At 68.4% G+C, this 15,164-nt stretch carries 16 protein-coding genes; 7 read left to right on the forward strand and 9 right to left on the reverse strand.

Annotated features, from left to right (window positions below; translation table 11 throughout):
- Window positions 1-25 precede the first annotated feature (25 nt).
- Together ACFQQC_RS02870 and ACFQQC_RS02875 are read left to right on the forward strand one after the other, a co-directional pair.
- Window positions 26-1,213 (forward strand): divergent polysaccharide deacetylase family protein, encoded by a 1,188-nt coding sequence (locus tag ACFQQC_RS02870; protein WP_376859498.1) that lies wholly within the window; start codon window positions 26-28, stop codon window positions 1,211-1,213.
- A gap of 100 nt (window positions 1,214-1,313) precedes the next feature.
- Window positions 1,314-1,787 carry an RNA pyrophosphohydrolase gene (locus tag ACFQQC_RS02875; RefSeq protein ID WP_376859500.1) on the forward strand — a complete coding sequence of 158 codons (474 nt, stop codon included), beginning with the start codon at window positions 1,314-1,316 and terminating at the stop codon, window positions 1,785-1,787.
- Window positions 1,788-1,803: 16 nt separating this feature from the next.
- Here the strand turns inward: ACFQQC_RS02875 and ACFQQC_RS02880 are convergent, their stop codons facing one another.
- The 8 genes from ACFQQC_RS02880 to ACFQQC_RS02915 form a co-directional block, all read right to left on the reverse strand.
- Window positions 1,804-2,046, reverse strand: coding sequence for a DUF1272 domain-containing protein (locus tag ACFQQC_RS02880; RefSeq protein WP_376859502.1), 243 nt, complete (start codon window positions 2,044-2,046; stop codon window positions 1,804-1,806).
- 50 nt (window positions 2,047-2,096) lie between these two features.
- Window positions 2,097-2,477 carry a DMT family transporter gene (locus tag ACFQQC_RS02885; RefSeq protein ID WP_376859504.1) on the reverse strand — a complete coding sequence of 127 codons (381 nt, stop codon included), beginning with the start codon at window positions 2,475-2,477 and terminating at the stop codon, window positions 2,097-2,099.
- Window positions 2,478-2,558: 81 nt separating this feature from the next.
- Window positions 2,559-3,515, reverse strand: coding sequence for a metallophosphoesterase (locus tag ACFQQC_RS02890; protein WP_376859506.1), 957 nt, complete (start codon window positions 3,513-3,515; stop codon window positions 2,559-2,561).
- Window positions 3,516-3,522: 7 nt separating this feature from the next.
- Window positions 3,523-3,792 carry an ATP synthase F1 subunit epsilon gene (locus ACFQQC_RS02895; protein ID WP_376859507.1) on the reverse strand — a complete coding sequence of 90 codons (270 nt, stop codon included), beginning with the start codon at window positions 3,790-3,792 and terminating at the stop codon, window positions 3,523-3,525.
- A 5-nt stretch (window positions 3,793-3,797) separates the two neighbouring features.
- Entirely contained in the window at window positions 3,798-5,366 is a 1,569-nt protein-coding gene (gene atpD / locus ACFQQC_RS02900) for a F0F1 ATP synthase subunit beta (protein ID WP_376859509.1), read from the reverse strand.
- Window positions 5,367-5,410: 44 nt separating this feature from the next.
- Window positions 5,411-6,289, reverse strand: coding sequence for a F0F1 ATP synthase subunit gamma (locus ACFQQC_RS02905; protein ID WP_376859511.1), 879 nt, complete (start codon window positions 6,287-6,289; stop codon window positions 5,411-5,413).
- Window positions 6,290-6,323: 34 nt separating this feature from the next.
- Window positions 6,324-7,856 (reverse strand): F0F1 ATP synthase subunit alpha, encoded by a 1,533-nt coding sequence (gene atpA, locus ACFQQC_RS02910; RefSeq protein ID WP_376859513.1) that lies wholly within the window; start codon window positions 7,854-7,856, stop codon window positions 6,324-6,326.
- A 54-nt stretch (window positions 7,857-7,910) separates the two neighbouring features.
- Window positions 7,911-8,465 carry a F0F1 ATP synthase subunit delta gene (locus ACFQQC_RS02915; protein ID WP_376859515.1) on the reverse strand — a complete coding sequence of 185 codons (555 nt, stop codon included), beginning with the start codon at window positions 8,463-8,465 and terminating at the stop codon, window positions 7,911-7,913.
- A 256-nt stretch (window positions 8,466-8,721) separates the two neighbouring features.
- Here ACFQQC_RS02915 and ACFQQC_RS02920 point away from each other — a divergent pair, with 256 nt between their 5' ends.
- Both ACFQQC_RS02920 and ACFQQC_RS02925 read left to right on the forward strand, forming a co-directional pair.
- On the forward strand, window positions 8,722-9,546 hold the full coding sequence (locus ACFQQC_RS02920) for a TerC family protein (protein ID WP_376859516.1): 825 nt from the start codon (window positions 8,722-8,724) through the stop codon (window positions 9,544-9,546).
- A 2-nt stretch (window positions 9,547-9,548) separates the two neighbouring features.
- Window positions 9,549-10,379, forward strand: a complete 831-nt coding sequence (locus ACFQQC_RS02925) for a glutaminyl-peptide cyclotransferase (protein WP_376859518.1) — start codon at window positions 9,549-9,551, stop codon at window positions 10,377-10,379.
- A 183-nt stretch (window positions 10,380-10,562) separates the two neighbouring features.
- Here ACFQQC_RS02925 and ACFQQC_RS02930 read toward each other — a convergent pair whose 3' ends face one another.
- Window positions 10,563-12,725 (reverse strand): primosomal protein N', encoded by a 2,163-nt coding sequence (locus ACFQQC_RS02930; RefSeq protein ID WP_376859520.1) that lies wholly within the window; start codon window positions 12,723-12,725, stop codon window positions 10,563-10,565.
- A 30-nt stretch (window positions 12,726-12,755) separates the two neighbouring features.
- Between ACFQQC_RS02930 and fsa the strand changes: the two genes are divergently transcribed.
- From fsa to ACFQQC_RS02945, 3 genes are all read left to right on the forward strand, one after another.
- Window positions 12,756-13,409: a fructose-6-phosphate aldolase gene (gene fsa, locus ACFQQC_RS02935; protein ID WP_331047449.1), complete on the forward strand. Its 654-nt coding sequence runs from the start codon at window positions 12,756-12,758 to the stop codon at window positions 13,407-13,409.
- Between the two features lie 61 nt (window positions 13,410-13,470).
- Window positions 13,471-14,172 carry a DUF484 family protein gene (locus ACFQQC_RS02940; RefSeq protein WP_376859522.1) on the forward strand — a complete coding sequence of 234 codons (702 nt, stop codon included), beginning with the start codon at window positions 13,471-13,473 and terminating at the stop codon, window positions 14,170-14,172.
- Entirely contained in the window at window positions 14,154-15,098 is a 945-nt protein-coding gene (locus ACFQQC_RS02945; protein ID WP_376859524.1) for a tyrosine recombinase XerC, read from the forward strand. Before ACFQQC_RS02940 ends, ACFQQC_RS02945 begins: the two co-directional genes overlap by 19 nt.
- Window positions 15,099-15,164: the final 66 nt, after the last annotated feature.

Raw genomic sequence — 15,164 nt, forward strand, 5'->3', positions numbered from 1 at the left:
TCACCCTCGAGCGCGCTCACCGTCCATGTTCGCCAAGCGTCAGTCCGCCCTCGCCGCCACCGCCGGAGCCCCTCCGGCGAAGGCGTCCCTGCGCGACCGTCTGGCCCCCGTCGGCCGCATCCTGAAGAAGCCGCCGGTCGCGGTCAGCGCCGCCGGGCTTCTGCTGCTCGGCGCCGCAGCCCTCTTCGTCACCGTGCTGGGCGATCCGCGCGCCGGAGCCCCGTCGGCCAGCGCCAGCCTGCATCGTCAGCCGGAAGCCGCGCCCCAGGCGCCCTCGGGCATGGAAGCCTTCTCCATGGGCGCCTACGCCGACCTGACCGGCGACGGTTCGATGGACCCGTCGCTGATGGGACAGGCCGTGCTCACCCTGCCGGACGGCGCCACCGTGTCGGGCGACGGCGCACCGGTGACCGCCCCGCGCCTGCCCGCCCAGCCCCTGGCCGCCGCCCCCATCGCCGCCCTGCACCAGCCGGGTCCGGACGGTCAGCTGCCCCGCATCGCCCCGGACGGCCGGGTGCCCGCCCAGGCCTACGCCCGCCCCTTCCGCTCGAACGGCAAGCCGCGCATCTCCATCGTGGTCGGCGGTCTGGGCCTCAACGCCGTGACCACCCGCGCCGCCATCGAACGGCTGCCGCCGGAAGTGACGCTGAGCTTCGTCCCCTATGCCGAGGGCCTGCAGGGCTGGATCGACGCCGCCCGCGCCCAGGGCCATGAGGTGATGATCGAGATGCCGATGGAGCCCACCGGCTACCCGGCCAACGATCCCGGCCCCTACACCCTGCTGGCCTCGGCCGACGACACCGAGATCACGGCCAAGATGAACTGGCTGCTCAGCCGCGCCACCGGCTATTTCGCGGTGACCAACTATCTGGGCGACCGCTTCCAGACCTCGGACAGCGGCATGGACACCTTCATGGGCATCCTGCGCAACCGGGGCGTGGCCTTCATCGACGACGGCTCCATGAACCGCAAACCGGGCGGCTGGGCCCGGGCCAGCGCGAACCGGGTCATCGATGACGAACAGTCCCCCGCCGCCATCATCGGCCAGCTGAACGCGCTGGAGGCCCTCGCCAAGGCGCGCGGGCAGGCGATGGGCTCGGGCTTCAGCTATCCCGTCACCGTCGAGGCCGTGGCCCGCTGGACTGCCGGTCTGGACGCCCGCGGCCTGCAACTGGCGCCGGCCTCGGCGATGGCGGCGCGGCCGGGAAGATAGGTTTCAGGTTCCGGGTTCCAGGTTCTAGGTTCTAGGTTCTAGGGTAGGACGACCCGCCCGAAACCTGATCCCAAGAACCTAGAACCTGGCACCTCTCCAGATGACTGATCTGAGCCAATACCGCCCCAACGTCGGCGTCGTGCTGTTCCATCCGGACGGACGCGTCTGGTACGGGCGGCGCGCCGGGACGCCGGGGCCGTATAACTGGCAGTTCCCGCAGGGCGGGGTGGACGAGGGCGAGGACTATCTGGACGCCGCCCGCCGCGAACTGGCCGAGGAGACCGGCGTCACCTCCGCCGAGCTGATCGGCGAGATCAGCCAGTGGGTCGCCTATGACTTCCCCGAGGGCTACGGCGGCTCGAAACAGGCGCGCGGCTGGAAGGGCCAGAAGCAGAAATGGTTCGCCTTCCGCTTCACCGGCGAGGAGTCCGAGATCGACCTCGAACAGCACGAGGAGGTCGAGTTCGACGCTTGGCGCTGGGGCCGTCTGGACGAGGCCCCCGACCTGATCGTGCCGTTCAAGCGCGAGGCCTACCAAGCCGTGGTGTCAACGTTCAGCGCCCTGCTGATCTGACAGCGCCCGAGGCGCTTCAGGCCGCCGCGCAGTCCTGCCGGACGACCCGCTTCGTCGAGGCCGGGAACTTGCCCAGCTTGTTCGCCGGACGGATCGGGCGGGGCATGAAGCCGCCGCCGCAGTTGGGGCAGACGTCCTTCAGCACCGTGTCCACACAGTCGGCGCAGAAGGTGCATTCAAAGGTGCAGATGCGGGCGTCAGGGCTGTCCGGCGGCAGGTCGCGGTCACAGCATTCGCAGCCGGGGCGGAGTTCGAGCATGGGAGCCTCCTTTTGGGCCCTCTAGCACCCGGCTCCGCCCCGCTGCAACGTCAGTGCGCCTCGCCGCCCGGGGCCAGGCGGAACAGCACCAGACCCGACACCACCAGCACCGCCGCCAGAATGCGCAGCGGATTGATCTGCTCGCCTAGCAGGACGACGCCCACGATGAAGGCGCCGACCGCGCCGATGCCGGTCCACATGACATAGGCCGTGCCCATGGGCAGGGTCTTCATCGAGAAGGACAGCAGGCCGAAACTGACCGCCATGAAGCCGAGCGTGGCGATGCTGGGCCACAGGCGGGTGAAGCCGTGCGACTGCTTCATGAAATAGGCCCAGACGATCTCGAGAACGCCGGCGATAAGAAGTGAAATCCAGGCCATCGGAATACGGCCCTCCTTGCAAAGGGCCGGGCCGTCCCGGACTTGGTCCACGCCCAAGGGCGAGGAGCGAGGACGTGGCCTCGTCTTGCAGGGGCTATCTAGGGCGCCCGGCGCGGGGGTCAAGGGCGGGCATCAGGCCGCCGGGGCGCGCAGGGTGACGATGACGATCTCGGGCGGCGCGCGGAACCGCACCGGCAGGATGGAGACCCCGACCCCGCCGGTCACGAACAGCTTGCGCCCACCCTCGTCATAGAGGCCGCAGGGCCAACGCTCGGAGGCCGGGGAGGCGGCGACCGGTCGGCCGATGATCGGCAGGTTTACCTGCCCGCAGTGGGTATGGCCCGCCAGCGTCAGGGCGACCCGGGGCGGGACCTCGACGAAGGGGTCCGGCCAGTGGGTCATCAGGACGACGGGATCGGCGTCCGTCACCTCCCGGAGCGTCACGCTGACCAAAGGCGGCTCGCGGCGCGAGTGCATGTCGGCCAGACCGCCGATCCAGAAGGCCCCGCCCGGCCGCTCAACCCGCGCCGCGTGATTGTCCAGCAGGCGCACCCCGCCCCGGGTCATGGCGGCGGCGACCGCGGCGTCGTCATACCAGCTGTCGTGGTTGCCCAGCACGCCCCAGGTCCCCAGCGGGCTGCGCAGCGCCCGGAAGGCCTCGACGCCCTGCAGGATCTCCGCCTGCTCCGCCGAAGAGCGTGCCGACGCCGGGGCGTGGCCGCCCACATAATCGCCCAGCAGCATGACCACGTCCGGATGCTCGGCGTTCATGCGCTCGACCAGACGGCGGATGCGCTTCACATCGGTATGGGGCGCAGCGACATGGGTGTCGGAGATGACCCCGATGCGCAACGGCTCGCCCCGCCAGGCGGCGCTCTCGATGGTGACGTGGCGCACCGTCAGGGTGGCGGGCTCGATCAGGAAGCCCCAGACGCCGCAGGCCCATCCGGACGCGACGACGGCGGCGAGGCTCCAGCCAAGAAAAATCCGGCGGCTGCGCAGCAACCGCCGGATCAGAAGACTGCAGACGATCGGACCGAGGATGACCCCGATCCACACCAGAACCAGAACGCCGTCCGGTCTGGCCATCGCTCTGTCAGGCCGCGACGACTTCCGTGGCCTGCTCGGCCAGGATGGTCAGGCCCGCCGGGGTCACGTCGGCAAAGCCGCCGTGAACCTCGAACTGGCGGCGCGAGGCGCCGTCGATGACCGTGACCACGCCTTCGCGCAGGGCGGTCATGAAGGGCGCGTGATCGGCCAGGACGCCGAAGTCGCCCTCGACGCCCGGCGCGTCAACCTGGTCCACGAGGCCCGAGAAGACCTCGCGTTCCGGCGAGACGAGAGAGAAGTTCAGCTTGTCGGCCATGTCGATCAGGCTTCCGAAGCCATCTTCTCGGCCTTGGCGACGGCCTCTTCGATCGAACCGACCATGTAGAAGGCGGCTTCCGGCAGGTGGTCGTATTCACCGGCCACGATGCCCTTGAACGAGCGGATGGTGTCGGCCAGCTCGACGAACTTGCCGGGCGAGTTGGTGAACTGCTCGGCCACGAAGAACGGCTGCGACAGGAAGCGCGAGATCTTGCGGGCGCGGGCGACGACCAGCTTGTCCTCTTCCGACAGCTCGTCCATGCCCAGGATGGCGATGATGTCCTTCAGGGCCTTGTACGATTGCAGGACTTCCTGGACCGAACGGGCGACGTTGTAGTGCTCTTCGCCGATGACCAGCGGGTCCATGATCCGCGAGGTCGAGTCCAGCGGGTCCACGGCCGGGAAGATGGCCTGGGCGGCGATGTCACGCGACAGAACGGTCTTGGCGTCCAGGTGGGCGAACGAGGCGGCCGGGGCCGGGTCGGTCAGGTCGTCAGCCGGGACGTAGATGGCCTGGATCGAGGTGATCGAGCCCTTCTTGGTCGAGGTGATGCGCTCCTGCAGGTTGCCCATCTCGGTGGCCAGGGTCGGCTGATAGCCCACCGCCGACGGGATGCGGCCCAGCAGAGCCGACATTTCCGAACCGGCCTGGGTGAAGCGGAAGATGTTGTCGACGAACAGCAGCACGTCCTTGCCTTCCTCGTCGCGGAAGTACTCGGCCTGGGCCAGGCCGGTCAGGGCGACGCGGGCGCGGGCGCCGGGCGGCTCGTTCATCTGGCCGTACACGAGGGCGCACTTGGAGCCTTCGGTCGAGCCGCCATTCTTGGTCGGGTCCACGTTCACGTTGGACTCGATCATCTCGTGATACAGGTCGTTGCCTTCGCGGGTGCGCTCACCCACGCCGGCCAGAACCGAATAACCGCCGTAGGCCTTGGCGATGTTGTTGATCAGTTCCTGCATGGTCACGGTCTTGCCGACGCCGGCGCCGCCGAACAGGCCGGTCTTGCCGCCCTTGGTGTAGGGGCACATCAGGTCGATGACCTTGATGCCGGTGACCAGGATTTCCGACGAGGTCGACTGCTCTTCGAACGAAGGGGCGTCGCGGTGGATCGGACGGAACATGTCGGTCTTGATCGGGCCCTGCTCGTCGATCGGCTCGCCGACGACGTTCATGATGCGGCCGAGCGTGCCCGGGCCGACCGGAGCCATGATCGAGGTGCCGGTGTCCGAGACCGGCTGACCGCGGGTCAGGCCTTCGGTGGTGTCCATGGCGATGGTGCGGACCATGTTCTCGCCGAGGTGCTGGGCGACTTCCAGAACCAGGGTGAAGGGCTCGCCCGTCTTCTGGTCGGTGTTCTGGGTGTGCAGGGCGTTGAGGATCGCCGGCAGGTGGCCGTCGAACTCGACGTCGACGACGGCGCCGATGACCTGGGCGATGCGGCCGGCGCCGGCGGCTTCAACAGCCTTCGGGGCGACGGTCTTTTTCGCGGCGGCCGGAGCCTTGGTGGCGGCGGCCTTGGGGGCGGCCGGCTTCTTGGCGGCGGGTTTCTTCGGGGCGGCGGTGTCGGTCATCGGGTTCGTTCCGTTCGGAAGGTCTTGTCTGTGCGTGGATCGGATCAGAGCGCTTCAGCGCCGGCGATGATTTCGATCAGTTCGGTGGTGATCTGGGCCTGGCGCTTGCGGTTGTACTGCAGGGTCAGGCTGTTGATCAGGTCACCGGCGTTGCGGGTGGCGTTGTCCATGGCGCCCATCTGGGCCCCGAAGAAGCTGGCCTGGTTCTCGTACAGGGCGGCCAGGATCTGGGTCGTGATGTTGCGCGGCAGAAGCGTCTCGAGGATTTCCTCCTCCGAGGGCTCGTACTCGTACACGGCGCCGTTCAGGTCGATCGGGGCGGCGTCGCCGTCCACCACGGCCGGGATCAGCTGACGCGGGGTCGGAACCTGCGAGATGACCGACTGGAAGCGGCTGTAGAACAGGGTCACGACGTCGGCGTTGCCGGCCTCGAACTCTTCCGCGATCAGGGCGGCGATCGGCTCGGCCGCGGCCATGCCGATGACCTTGTGCTCGCTCAGCTCGAAGGTGCGGATCAGCTTTTCACCGTACAGACGGGTCAGACCGTCGCGAACCTTGCGGCCCACGGCGATGATGCGGACATCCTTGCCGGCCGCAATCAGGCTGTTGATCCGTTCACGCGCGGCGCGGATGACGTTCGAGTTGAAGCCGCCCGCCAGACCCTTGTCGCCGGTGGCGACGACGACCAGGTGCTTCTGGTCGGCGCCGGTGCCGGCCAGCAGCTTCGGAGCGCTGTCGCCCGAGACGCCGGCCGCCAGGTTGGCGATGACCGCGGCCATCTTCTTCGCATAGGGACGGGCGCTTTCGGCCTGATCCTGGGCGCGCTTCAGCTTGGCCGCGGCGACCATGTTCAGGGCTTTCGTGATCTTCTGCGTGGACTTCACGCTGTCGATCCGATTGCGCATTTCCTTGAGGCTGGCCATCGGGCGCTACTCTTTCAGCTTCCGGGGGTCAGACTTAGGCGAAGGTCTTGGTGAAGGCGGCCAGAACGTCCTTCAGCTCGGTTTCGAGCTCGGCGGTCAGGTCCTTCTTGGTGCGGATGCCTTCCAGCAGGCCCGGGTTCGACGACTTGATGCGGGCCAGCAGCTCGCTCTCGAAGCGGCCGATGTCGCCGACGGCGATGCCGTCCAGATAGCCGCGGGTGCCGGCGTAGATCGACACGACCTGCTCTTCCATGGTCAGCGGCGAGTACTGCGGCTGCTTCAGCAGCTCGGTCAGGCGGGCGCCGCGGGCCAGCAGCTTCTGGGTCGAGGCGTCCAGGTCCGAGCCGAACTTCGCGAAGGCGGCCATTTCACGGTACTGGGCCAGCTCGCCCTTGATGGTGCCGGCGACCTTCTTCATCGCCTTGGTCTGGGCCGACGAACCCACGCGCGACACCGAGATGCCGACGTTCACGGCCGGGCGGATGCCCTGGTAGAACAGGTCCGATTCCAGGAAGATCTGGCCGTCGGTGATCGAGATCACGTTGGTCGGGATGTAGGCCGACACGTCGTTGGCCTGGGTTTCGATCAGCGGCAGGGCGGTCAGCGAACCCGAGCCGTAGTCGCCGTTCAGCTTGGCCGAACGCTCCAGCAGGCGCGAGTGCAGGTAGAAGACGTCGCCCGGATAGGCTTCGCGGCCCGGCGGACGGCGCAGCAGCAGCGACATCTGGCGGTAGGCCACAGCCTGCTTCGACAGGTCGTCATAGACGATCAGGCCGTGCATGCCGTTGTCGCGGAAATACTCGCCCATGGCGGTGCCGGCGAACGGGGCCAGGAACTGCAGCGGGGCCGGCTCCGACGCGGTCGAGGCGACCACGATGGTGTATTCCAGAGCGCCCGACTCCTCGAGGGTCTTCACGATCTGCGCGACGGTCGAACGCTTCTGACCGATGGCGACGTAGATGCAGTACAGCTTGGCGGACTCGTCGTCCGTGGCGTTGACCGACTTCTGGTTCAGGATGGTGTCGATGGCGACGGCGGTCTTGCCGACCTGACGGTCACCGATGATCAGCTCGCGCTGGCCGCGGCCGACCGGGATCAGGGTGTCGATGGCCTTCAGGCCGGTCTGCATCGGCTCGTGCACCGACTTGCGCGGGATGATGCCCGGAGCCTTGACGTCCACGCGGCGGCGCTCGGTGGCGACGATCGGGCCCTTGCCGTCGATCGGCTCGCCCAGCGGGTTGACGACGCGACCCAGCAGGCCCTTGCCGACCGGCACGTCCACGATTTCGCCCAGACGACGGACTTCGTCGCCTTCAGCGATGGCGGCGTCCGAGCCGAAGATCACGGCGCCGACGTTGTCGCGCTCGAGGTTCAGGGCCATGCCCTTCACGCCGGCCTTGGGGAACTCCAGCATTTCGCCGGCCTGAACGTTGTCCAGGCCGTGGATGCGGGCCACGCCGTCGCCGATCGACAGCACCTGGCCGACGTCCGAGACGTCGGCTTCAACGCCGAAGTTGGCGATCTGCGACTTGAGGATGGCCGAGATTTCGGCGGCGCGGATGTCCATTTGGATCTCTCTGTCTTCGTCTCTTTGTGCGCTGGTTCAGGGCGCCGTCGTTGGTCAGGCGCGCTTGAGCGCGAATTTCATCTGGTCGAGCTTGGTCTTCAGCGAGGCGTCGAACAGCTTCGAGCCCACCTTCACCTTCAGGCCGCCCAGGATCGCCGGGTCGACACGGGTCGTCAGTTCCGGATCCTTGCCCAGCGAGGTGCGGAGCGTGGTCTGGATGGTCTTGAGCTGGGCGGCGGTCAGCGCCTGGGCCGACACCACCTCAGCGGCGACGAGACCCGTCTTCTTCGCATACAGCGTCTCGAAGGCGGCGATCACGGCGGTCAGGTCGCGGGCGCGGCCGTTCTGGGCCAGCAGGCCGAGGAAATTCTGCGTCACGCCGCTGAACTTCGCCTTGGCGGCGATCGCGACCAGACCCTTGACCTGATCTTCAGTCGTCAGCACCGGCGAGGTCGCCAGACGGCGCAGATCAGCGCTCTCCAGCCAGGCGGCGCGCAGGGACTTCAGGTCCGCGCGCACGGCGTCCAGAACGCCTTTTTCTTCTGCCAGGTCGAACAGCGCTTGTGCGTAGCGCTCGCCGACTTCCGTCGTTCTGAAATCGTCAGCCACTTATAAGGTCCGCGCGGGTTAGCGTTCGGGTCGTGACCGACAGCGTGCCCGCGTCGGCCAAAGGCTTGAAATGCTTTGAGAAAGCACTTTGGGGACGCGTTCACTAACGCGCCCTCCGGCTCAGCCGGGCGCCTGATAGCACCCCTGCACTTCTGTCGCAACCGGGACAGGCCGCCACATCAGGCCGCATTGCCGCACCCGCAACCGTCCCGCTACAGAGGGGTTTCAGCGCTACGCTTCAGGAAAACTGCGACCGATGTTCGACTTCTCCGTCTTCTTCACCGACCCGACCGTATGGGCGGCCCTCATCACCCTGGTGGTGATGGAAGTGGTGCTCGGCATCGACAACCTGATCTTCATCTCGATCCTGTCGAACAAACTCCCGCCCGAACATCGCCAGCGCACCCGTCGCATCGGCATCGGTCTGGCGCTGATCATGCGCCTGGGCCTGCTGGCCACCATCGGCTGGATCATCGGCCTTGAGGCGACCGTCTTCGACCTCGGCCTCGCCGGGCCGGGCTGGGATACGGCCTTCAGCTGGAAGGAAATCATCCTCATCGCCGGCGGCCTGTTCCTGATCTGGAAGGCCACGAAGGAAATCCACCACGCCACGGACACCACCCCGTCCCACGACCTGCTGGAGAAGGACAAGAAGGAAGTCGTCATCAACAACGTCGGCTCGGCCATCTTCCAGATCATCCTGCTGGACCTGGTGTTCTCGATCGACTCGATCCTGACCGCCGTCGGCATGACCGACCACGTCGTGGTCATGATGATCGCCGTCGTCTTCGCCGTGCTGACCATGCTGCTGGCCGCCGACCCGCTGGCCGAGTTCATCGACAAGAACCCGACCGTGGTCATGCTGGCTCTGGGCTTCCTGCTGATGATCGGCGCCGTGCTGATCGCCGACGGCTTCGGCGTCCACGTGCCCAAGGGTTACATCTATGCAGCCATGGCATTCTCGGCGATGGTGGAGGGCCTGAACATGATGTCCCGCCGGTCTTCCGCGAAGAAGGCCGCGGCGGAACAGGCCCATCAGGACAAGCTCAACAAGGCCGAGACGGCCGAACCCGGAGTGTGATCATGCGGCGGCTGCTTCTTCTCACGGCCGCCCTGATCCTTCCCGCTTCCGCACAGGCCCTGGCGCAGACCCCTGCGTCAGGGCCTGTTGCTGTTCCGGCGCAGGTTGCGCCCCCTGCCCCCAGTCCTGCACGCGTCCCGATCTACGGGATCGAGATCGTCCAGACCTATCCCCACGATCCCGACGCCTTCACCCAGGGCCTGATCATCCGCGACGGCGTGCTGTACGAAAGCACCGGCCGCTCCCCCTCGACCCTGCGCAGGGTTCGTCTGGAGGACGGCGTCGTCCTGCAGCGACACACCTTCGACCCCGCCACCTTCGCCGAAGGCCTGACCGAGCTGAACGGCAAGCTGTTCAGCCTGACCTGGACGGACGGGATCGGCTTCATCTGGAACCCCGCGGACCTCAGCCCGGTCGGCGAGTTCGAGTATGACGGCGAGGGCTGGGGCCTGACCACCGATGGAACCCGGCTGATCCTGTCCGACGGCCTGCCCCACCTGCGCTTCCTCGATGGCCTGACCCTGCGGCAGACGGGACGGGTGCCAGTGACCTTCAACGGTCAGCCCGTCGGCCAGATCAATGAGCTGGAGTGGGTCGATGGCGAGGTTTGGGCCAATATCTGGCAGACCGACTACATCATCCGCATCAATCCGGAGACCGGCGTGGTGGTCGGCGTCATCGACCTGAGCGCGCTGATGCCGGACCGGACCGGCATGGACCCTCGGGACGACGTCCTGAACGGCATCGCCTGGGATGCGGCCACCCAACGGCTGTTTGTCACCGGCAAGAAATGGCCGAGCCTGTTCGAGATCCGGCTGACGGAAGCGCGCTGAGCTCGCTGCACGAGCCCAGCGCATTCTTGTGGGCCGCGGTCAAAAGGCTCCGCCTTTTGGCAGCTTCGCGCCGACCTTCGGTTCGACCCGACGCGGCCTGGCGCTTCGCGCGCCGCCAACTCCTGAAGGCTGGCCGTCCCGCGCTCAAGCAGCGAGCCGCCGCGCGGCGAGCGATAGCGCGCCCTAAAGGAAAGAATACGGGTCCACGTCCACGTTCAGGCGCACCGACGCCGGCACCTTCACCCGGCTGAGCCAGACGCGCAGGAACCCCTGCAAGTCCACGTCCCGGTCGGCCCGGACCAGCAGGCGCTTGCGCCGACGGCCCCTGACCAGCGCCAGCGGCGCGTCGGCGGGGCCATAGACCTCCAGCCGCTCGGCGTTGGGGATGGCTTCGGCCAGATCGCGGGCCACCTTCTCGACCGCCTGCGCGTTCTCGCTGGACAGGATCAGCGCCGCCAGCCGGCCGTAGGGCGGCAGGGACGCCGCTTCCCGCTCGGCCATCTCGGCGTCGACGAAGGCGTCACGGTCGCCCGCCGCCAGCGCCATCAGCACCGGATGCTCGGGGGTCCAGGTCTGCAGCAGGGCGCGCCCGGGCTTGTCCGCGCGGCCCGCCCGCCCGGTCGCCTGCATCAGCAGCTGGAAGGTCCGTTCAGCGGCGCGCAGATCACCGCCGCGCAGGCCCAAATCGGCGTCAACCACCCCGACCAGCGTCAGGCGCGGGAAATTGTGGCCCTTGGCCGCCGCCTGGGTGGCGACAAGGATGTCGATCTCGCCCTCGGCCATGGACTGGATCAGGGCGCGGGCCGACTTGCCGTCCGGCACGGTGTCCGAGCTGAACACCGCGGTGCGCGCCTGCGGGAAGAGGTTGCGCACCTCCTCCTCGACCCGTTCAACCCCCGGGCCGACCGGCACCAGCGTGTCCTCCGCCCCGCAGGACGGGCAGTGCCGCGGCTTGGCCATGGAGAAACCGGTCAGGTGACAGACCAGCCGCCCGGTGTAGCGATGCTCGACCAGCCAGCTGTCGGTGTCCGGCGCGGTCAGGCGATGCCCGCAGGCCCGGCACAGGACGACCGGCGCATAGCCACGGCGATTGAGGAACAGCAGGGTCTGTTCTCCCTTGGCCAGTGTCTCGCCAATCGCCTCGCGCAGGGGCTGGGACAGCCAGGTCTGGGGATCCGGCGGCGCCGCGCGCAGGTCCAGCAGCTTCACCTCCGGCAAAACCGCCGCCCCGTGCCGCGCGCCCAACTTCAGCCAGCGATACCGGCCCTGATGGGCGTTCCAGAGCGTCTCCAGCGACGGCGTGGCCGAAGCCAGCACCACGGTCGCCCCCTCGATCCGGGCGCGAGCCACTGCCAGGTCGCGGCCGTGATAGACCAGCCCCTCTTCCTGCTTGAACGATCCGTCGTGCTCTTCATCGACGATGATCAGGCGCAGTCTGGCGTAGGGCAGGAACAGCGCCGAGCGGGCGCCGACCACGATGTTGCAGCGTCCCGCCTGCACCGCCTCCCAGACCTGTCGCCGACGCGGCGGCGCGACCCCGGAGTGCCATTCGGCGGGCGCCGTCCCGAAGCGGGCGGTGATCCGCTCGATCACCGCCTGGGTCAGGGCGATCTCGGGCAACAGGATCAGGATCTGGGCGTCCGGGTCCGCCTTCAGCGCGCGAGCGGCGGCCTCCAGATAGGCCTCGGTCTTGCCCGAGCCGGTGACCCCGTCCAGCAGCATCGGCAGGAACCCGCCGCTGCTGACGGCGTCGGCGATGGCCCCGGCGGCGGCGGCCTGATCGGGATTGAGGGTGGCGGGCGCGTGGTCCGGGTCAGGCGCGTCAAAGGCGGCGACGGCCTCGATCTCGATGACCTCAAGCACCCCCTCGTCCAGCAATCCCTTGACCACGCCGGAGGAGACATTGGCGGCGCGGGCCAGATCGGGGCCGGGCATGGACTTGTGGCCCAGCGCCTCCAGCACCGCCGTGCGGGCCCTCGTGGGGCGGGCGGGCTGACGATCGCCGACCCGACGGACCCGCCGCTCGGGCCGGGGCCGGGGCGCGCGCAGGCCTTTCAGGGCGGCCGAGGCCATCTCGCCCGGCGCGCTCAGCGTCCAGCGGGCAGCCCACTCCACGAAGTCCACGGTGCGTTCGGGCAGGCGCGGATCGTCCAGCACATGATCCAGCGCCTTCAGTCGCCGGTTCGAGCCAGTCGTCTCGCGCACCTCGGAGACGATGCCCCGGATCAGGCGCGGGCCCAGCGGCACGGCGACCTGATCGCCACGCGCCACATCCAGCCCCTCGGGCGCCTCGTAGTCGAAAGCCTCGGGCACGGGCAGCGGAATCAGGACGGATGCGACTTTCACCCTGCCCCCCTCTCCGCTAGAGAAACGCCCATGAAACTCTTCCTCGACACCGCCGACGTCGCCGTCATCAAGGACCTGCTGCCGACCGGCATGGTCGACGGCGTGACCACCAATCCCACGCTGATCGCAAAGTCCGGGCGCAACATCGCCGAGGTCATCGCTGAAATCTGCGCCCTGGTCGAGGGCCCGATTTCCGCCGAGGCCGTCGCGACCGACTATGAGACCATGGTCAAGGAGGGCGACAAGCTGGCCGCGATCGCCCCGAACGTGGTGGTGAAGCTGCCGCTGACCTGGGACGGTCTACGCGCCGCGCGCAACTTCTCGGACAAGGGCATCAAGACCAACGTCACCCTGTGCTTCTCCGCCGCCCAGGCCATGCTGGCCGCCAAGGCGGGCGCCACCTTCATCTCGCCCTTCGTCGGCCGTCTGGAAGACCACGGCGCGGACGGGATCGGCCTGCTGGAAGAAATCCGCACCCTGTACGATATCCACGGCTTCGAAACCGAAGTCTTGGCCGCCAGCCTGCGGAACCCGGGCCACGTCTCGGCCGCCGCCCTCGCCGGCGCCGACGCCGCCACCCTGCCGGCTGACACTTTCAAGGCGCTGGTCAAACACCCGTTAACCGACAAGGGGCTTGATGCCTTCCTGGCGGACTGGGGCAAGACGGGCCAGTCGATCCTGTAGGGATCGGCGCACTTCCTCCCCCGATGCCGGTTGTCCATGACTGCGCCTCGGGGAGAGGTTTGTGAGCGTATCGCCTGATCTGTTTTCGAAGCCCGACGAGCTTCACTGGCCGGACGTCCGCGTCTGGCTGCAGGCGCATGCCGACCTGTTGACCGAAGACCGGGCCCTGCTGGAAGAGCTGGGCCTGAAGACGACCGGCCGCAATGTCGTGGAGTTCGGCAAGGCGGCCCTGACACGGCTGGAAGAGGCCGCCGAGCGCGAGGCCGACGCCCGCAAGCGTATCGAGGCCATCGCCCGCGCGAACTTCGCCGCCCAGACCCAGACCCACGTCGCGGCGCTGGACCTGATGGAGGCCCGCAATCCCTCCGATCTGGCCCGCCGACTGGATGCGGTGGCGCAGGGCCGGTTCGGTCTGGCCGGCGCGGCCATCGCCATGGAGAAGCCCGGCGGCGTGCCCTTCGGCTGGAAGGCGCTGGACGCCGGCGGCGTGGACGGCCTGCTGGGCGAACACGGCCTGACCTGGCTGGGCCCGAATTTCGACGGGCTGAACCTGTTCGGCGCGGCCGAGGACGAGGTGAAGTCGGTCGCCCTGATCCGCATGGCCCCGCACTTCCCCGGCGACGACACGCCCGGCCGCCACGCCATCTGCGCCTTTGGTTCGCCCGAGGAAGACGGCTTCACCCCGACCATGGGCTGCGAGCTGGTGGCCTTCATCGCCCGGGTGGTCGAGCGCACGGCCGAACGATGGCCCATTCTCAACTAGAGGGGCCTCAACTGACCGCCGACGAGGCCCTGACCGCCTGGCTGGAGCATCTGGCGCATGAGCGGCGGCTGTCGCCCCGGACGCTGGAGGCCTATGGCCACATCGGGCGGCTCTATCTGACCTTTCTGGAACGGCACCGGGGCGAGCCGCAGCGGCTGCGTGACCTCGGAACGATCACAGCGGCGGAGGTTCGCGCCCATCTGGCCGAGCGCCGCAGCGGTGATCATCCGCTGAACGCCCGCTCCATCAGCCAGACCCTGTCGGCCATCCGCGCCTTCCACGGCTTCCTCGACCGCCGTCTGGACACGCCCGCGCCGCAGCTCGCCCTCGTGCGCGGGCCGAAGGTGAAACCCTCCCTGCCTCGCCCGGTCAGCGAGGATCAGGCCCGCGGCCTGCTGGAGGAGACCGAGGCCGATCCCGACTCCGAGCCGTGGGAGGCCGCCCGCGACCGGGCCATCCTGACCCTGCTCTACGGTTGCGGCTTGCGGATTTCGGAGGGCCTGTCGCTGACGCGCGCCGACGCCCCCCTGCCCGAGACCTTGCGGATCACCGGCAAGGGCGACAAGACGCGGATGGCGCCGGTTCTGCCGGCGGTGCGCGAGGCGATGGACGCCTATCTGGCGCTGCTGCCGCATCCACTGGAACCGGACGACGCCCTGTTCCGGGCGAAGCGGGGCGGCCCGCTGGGCCCTCGTCAGGTGCAGGCCGCCATGCAGCGGCTGCGGGGGCGTCTCGGCCTGCCCGCCAGCGCGACCCCCCACGCCCTGCGCCACAGCTTCGCGACCCACCTGCTGGGCGCCGGAGCCGACCTGCGCTCGATCCAGCAGTTGCTGGGCCACGCCAGCCTCTCGACCACGCAGAAATACACCGCCGTGGACGCCGCCCACCTGCTCGACGCCTATGCGGCGGCGCATCCGAGGGCCTGACCGAACATCGACTCGCCAGTTCGGCGGATCGGCGTAGAATGATCCGGAAAGGCAGGAGGAACTGCC

Source organism: Brevundimonas sp. GCM10030266 (assembly GCF_042666595.1).
Taxonomy (GTDB): domain Bacteria; phylum Pseudomonadota; class Alphaproteobacteria; order Caulobacterales; family Caulobacteraceae; genus Brevundimonas.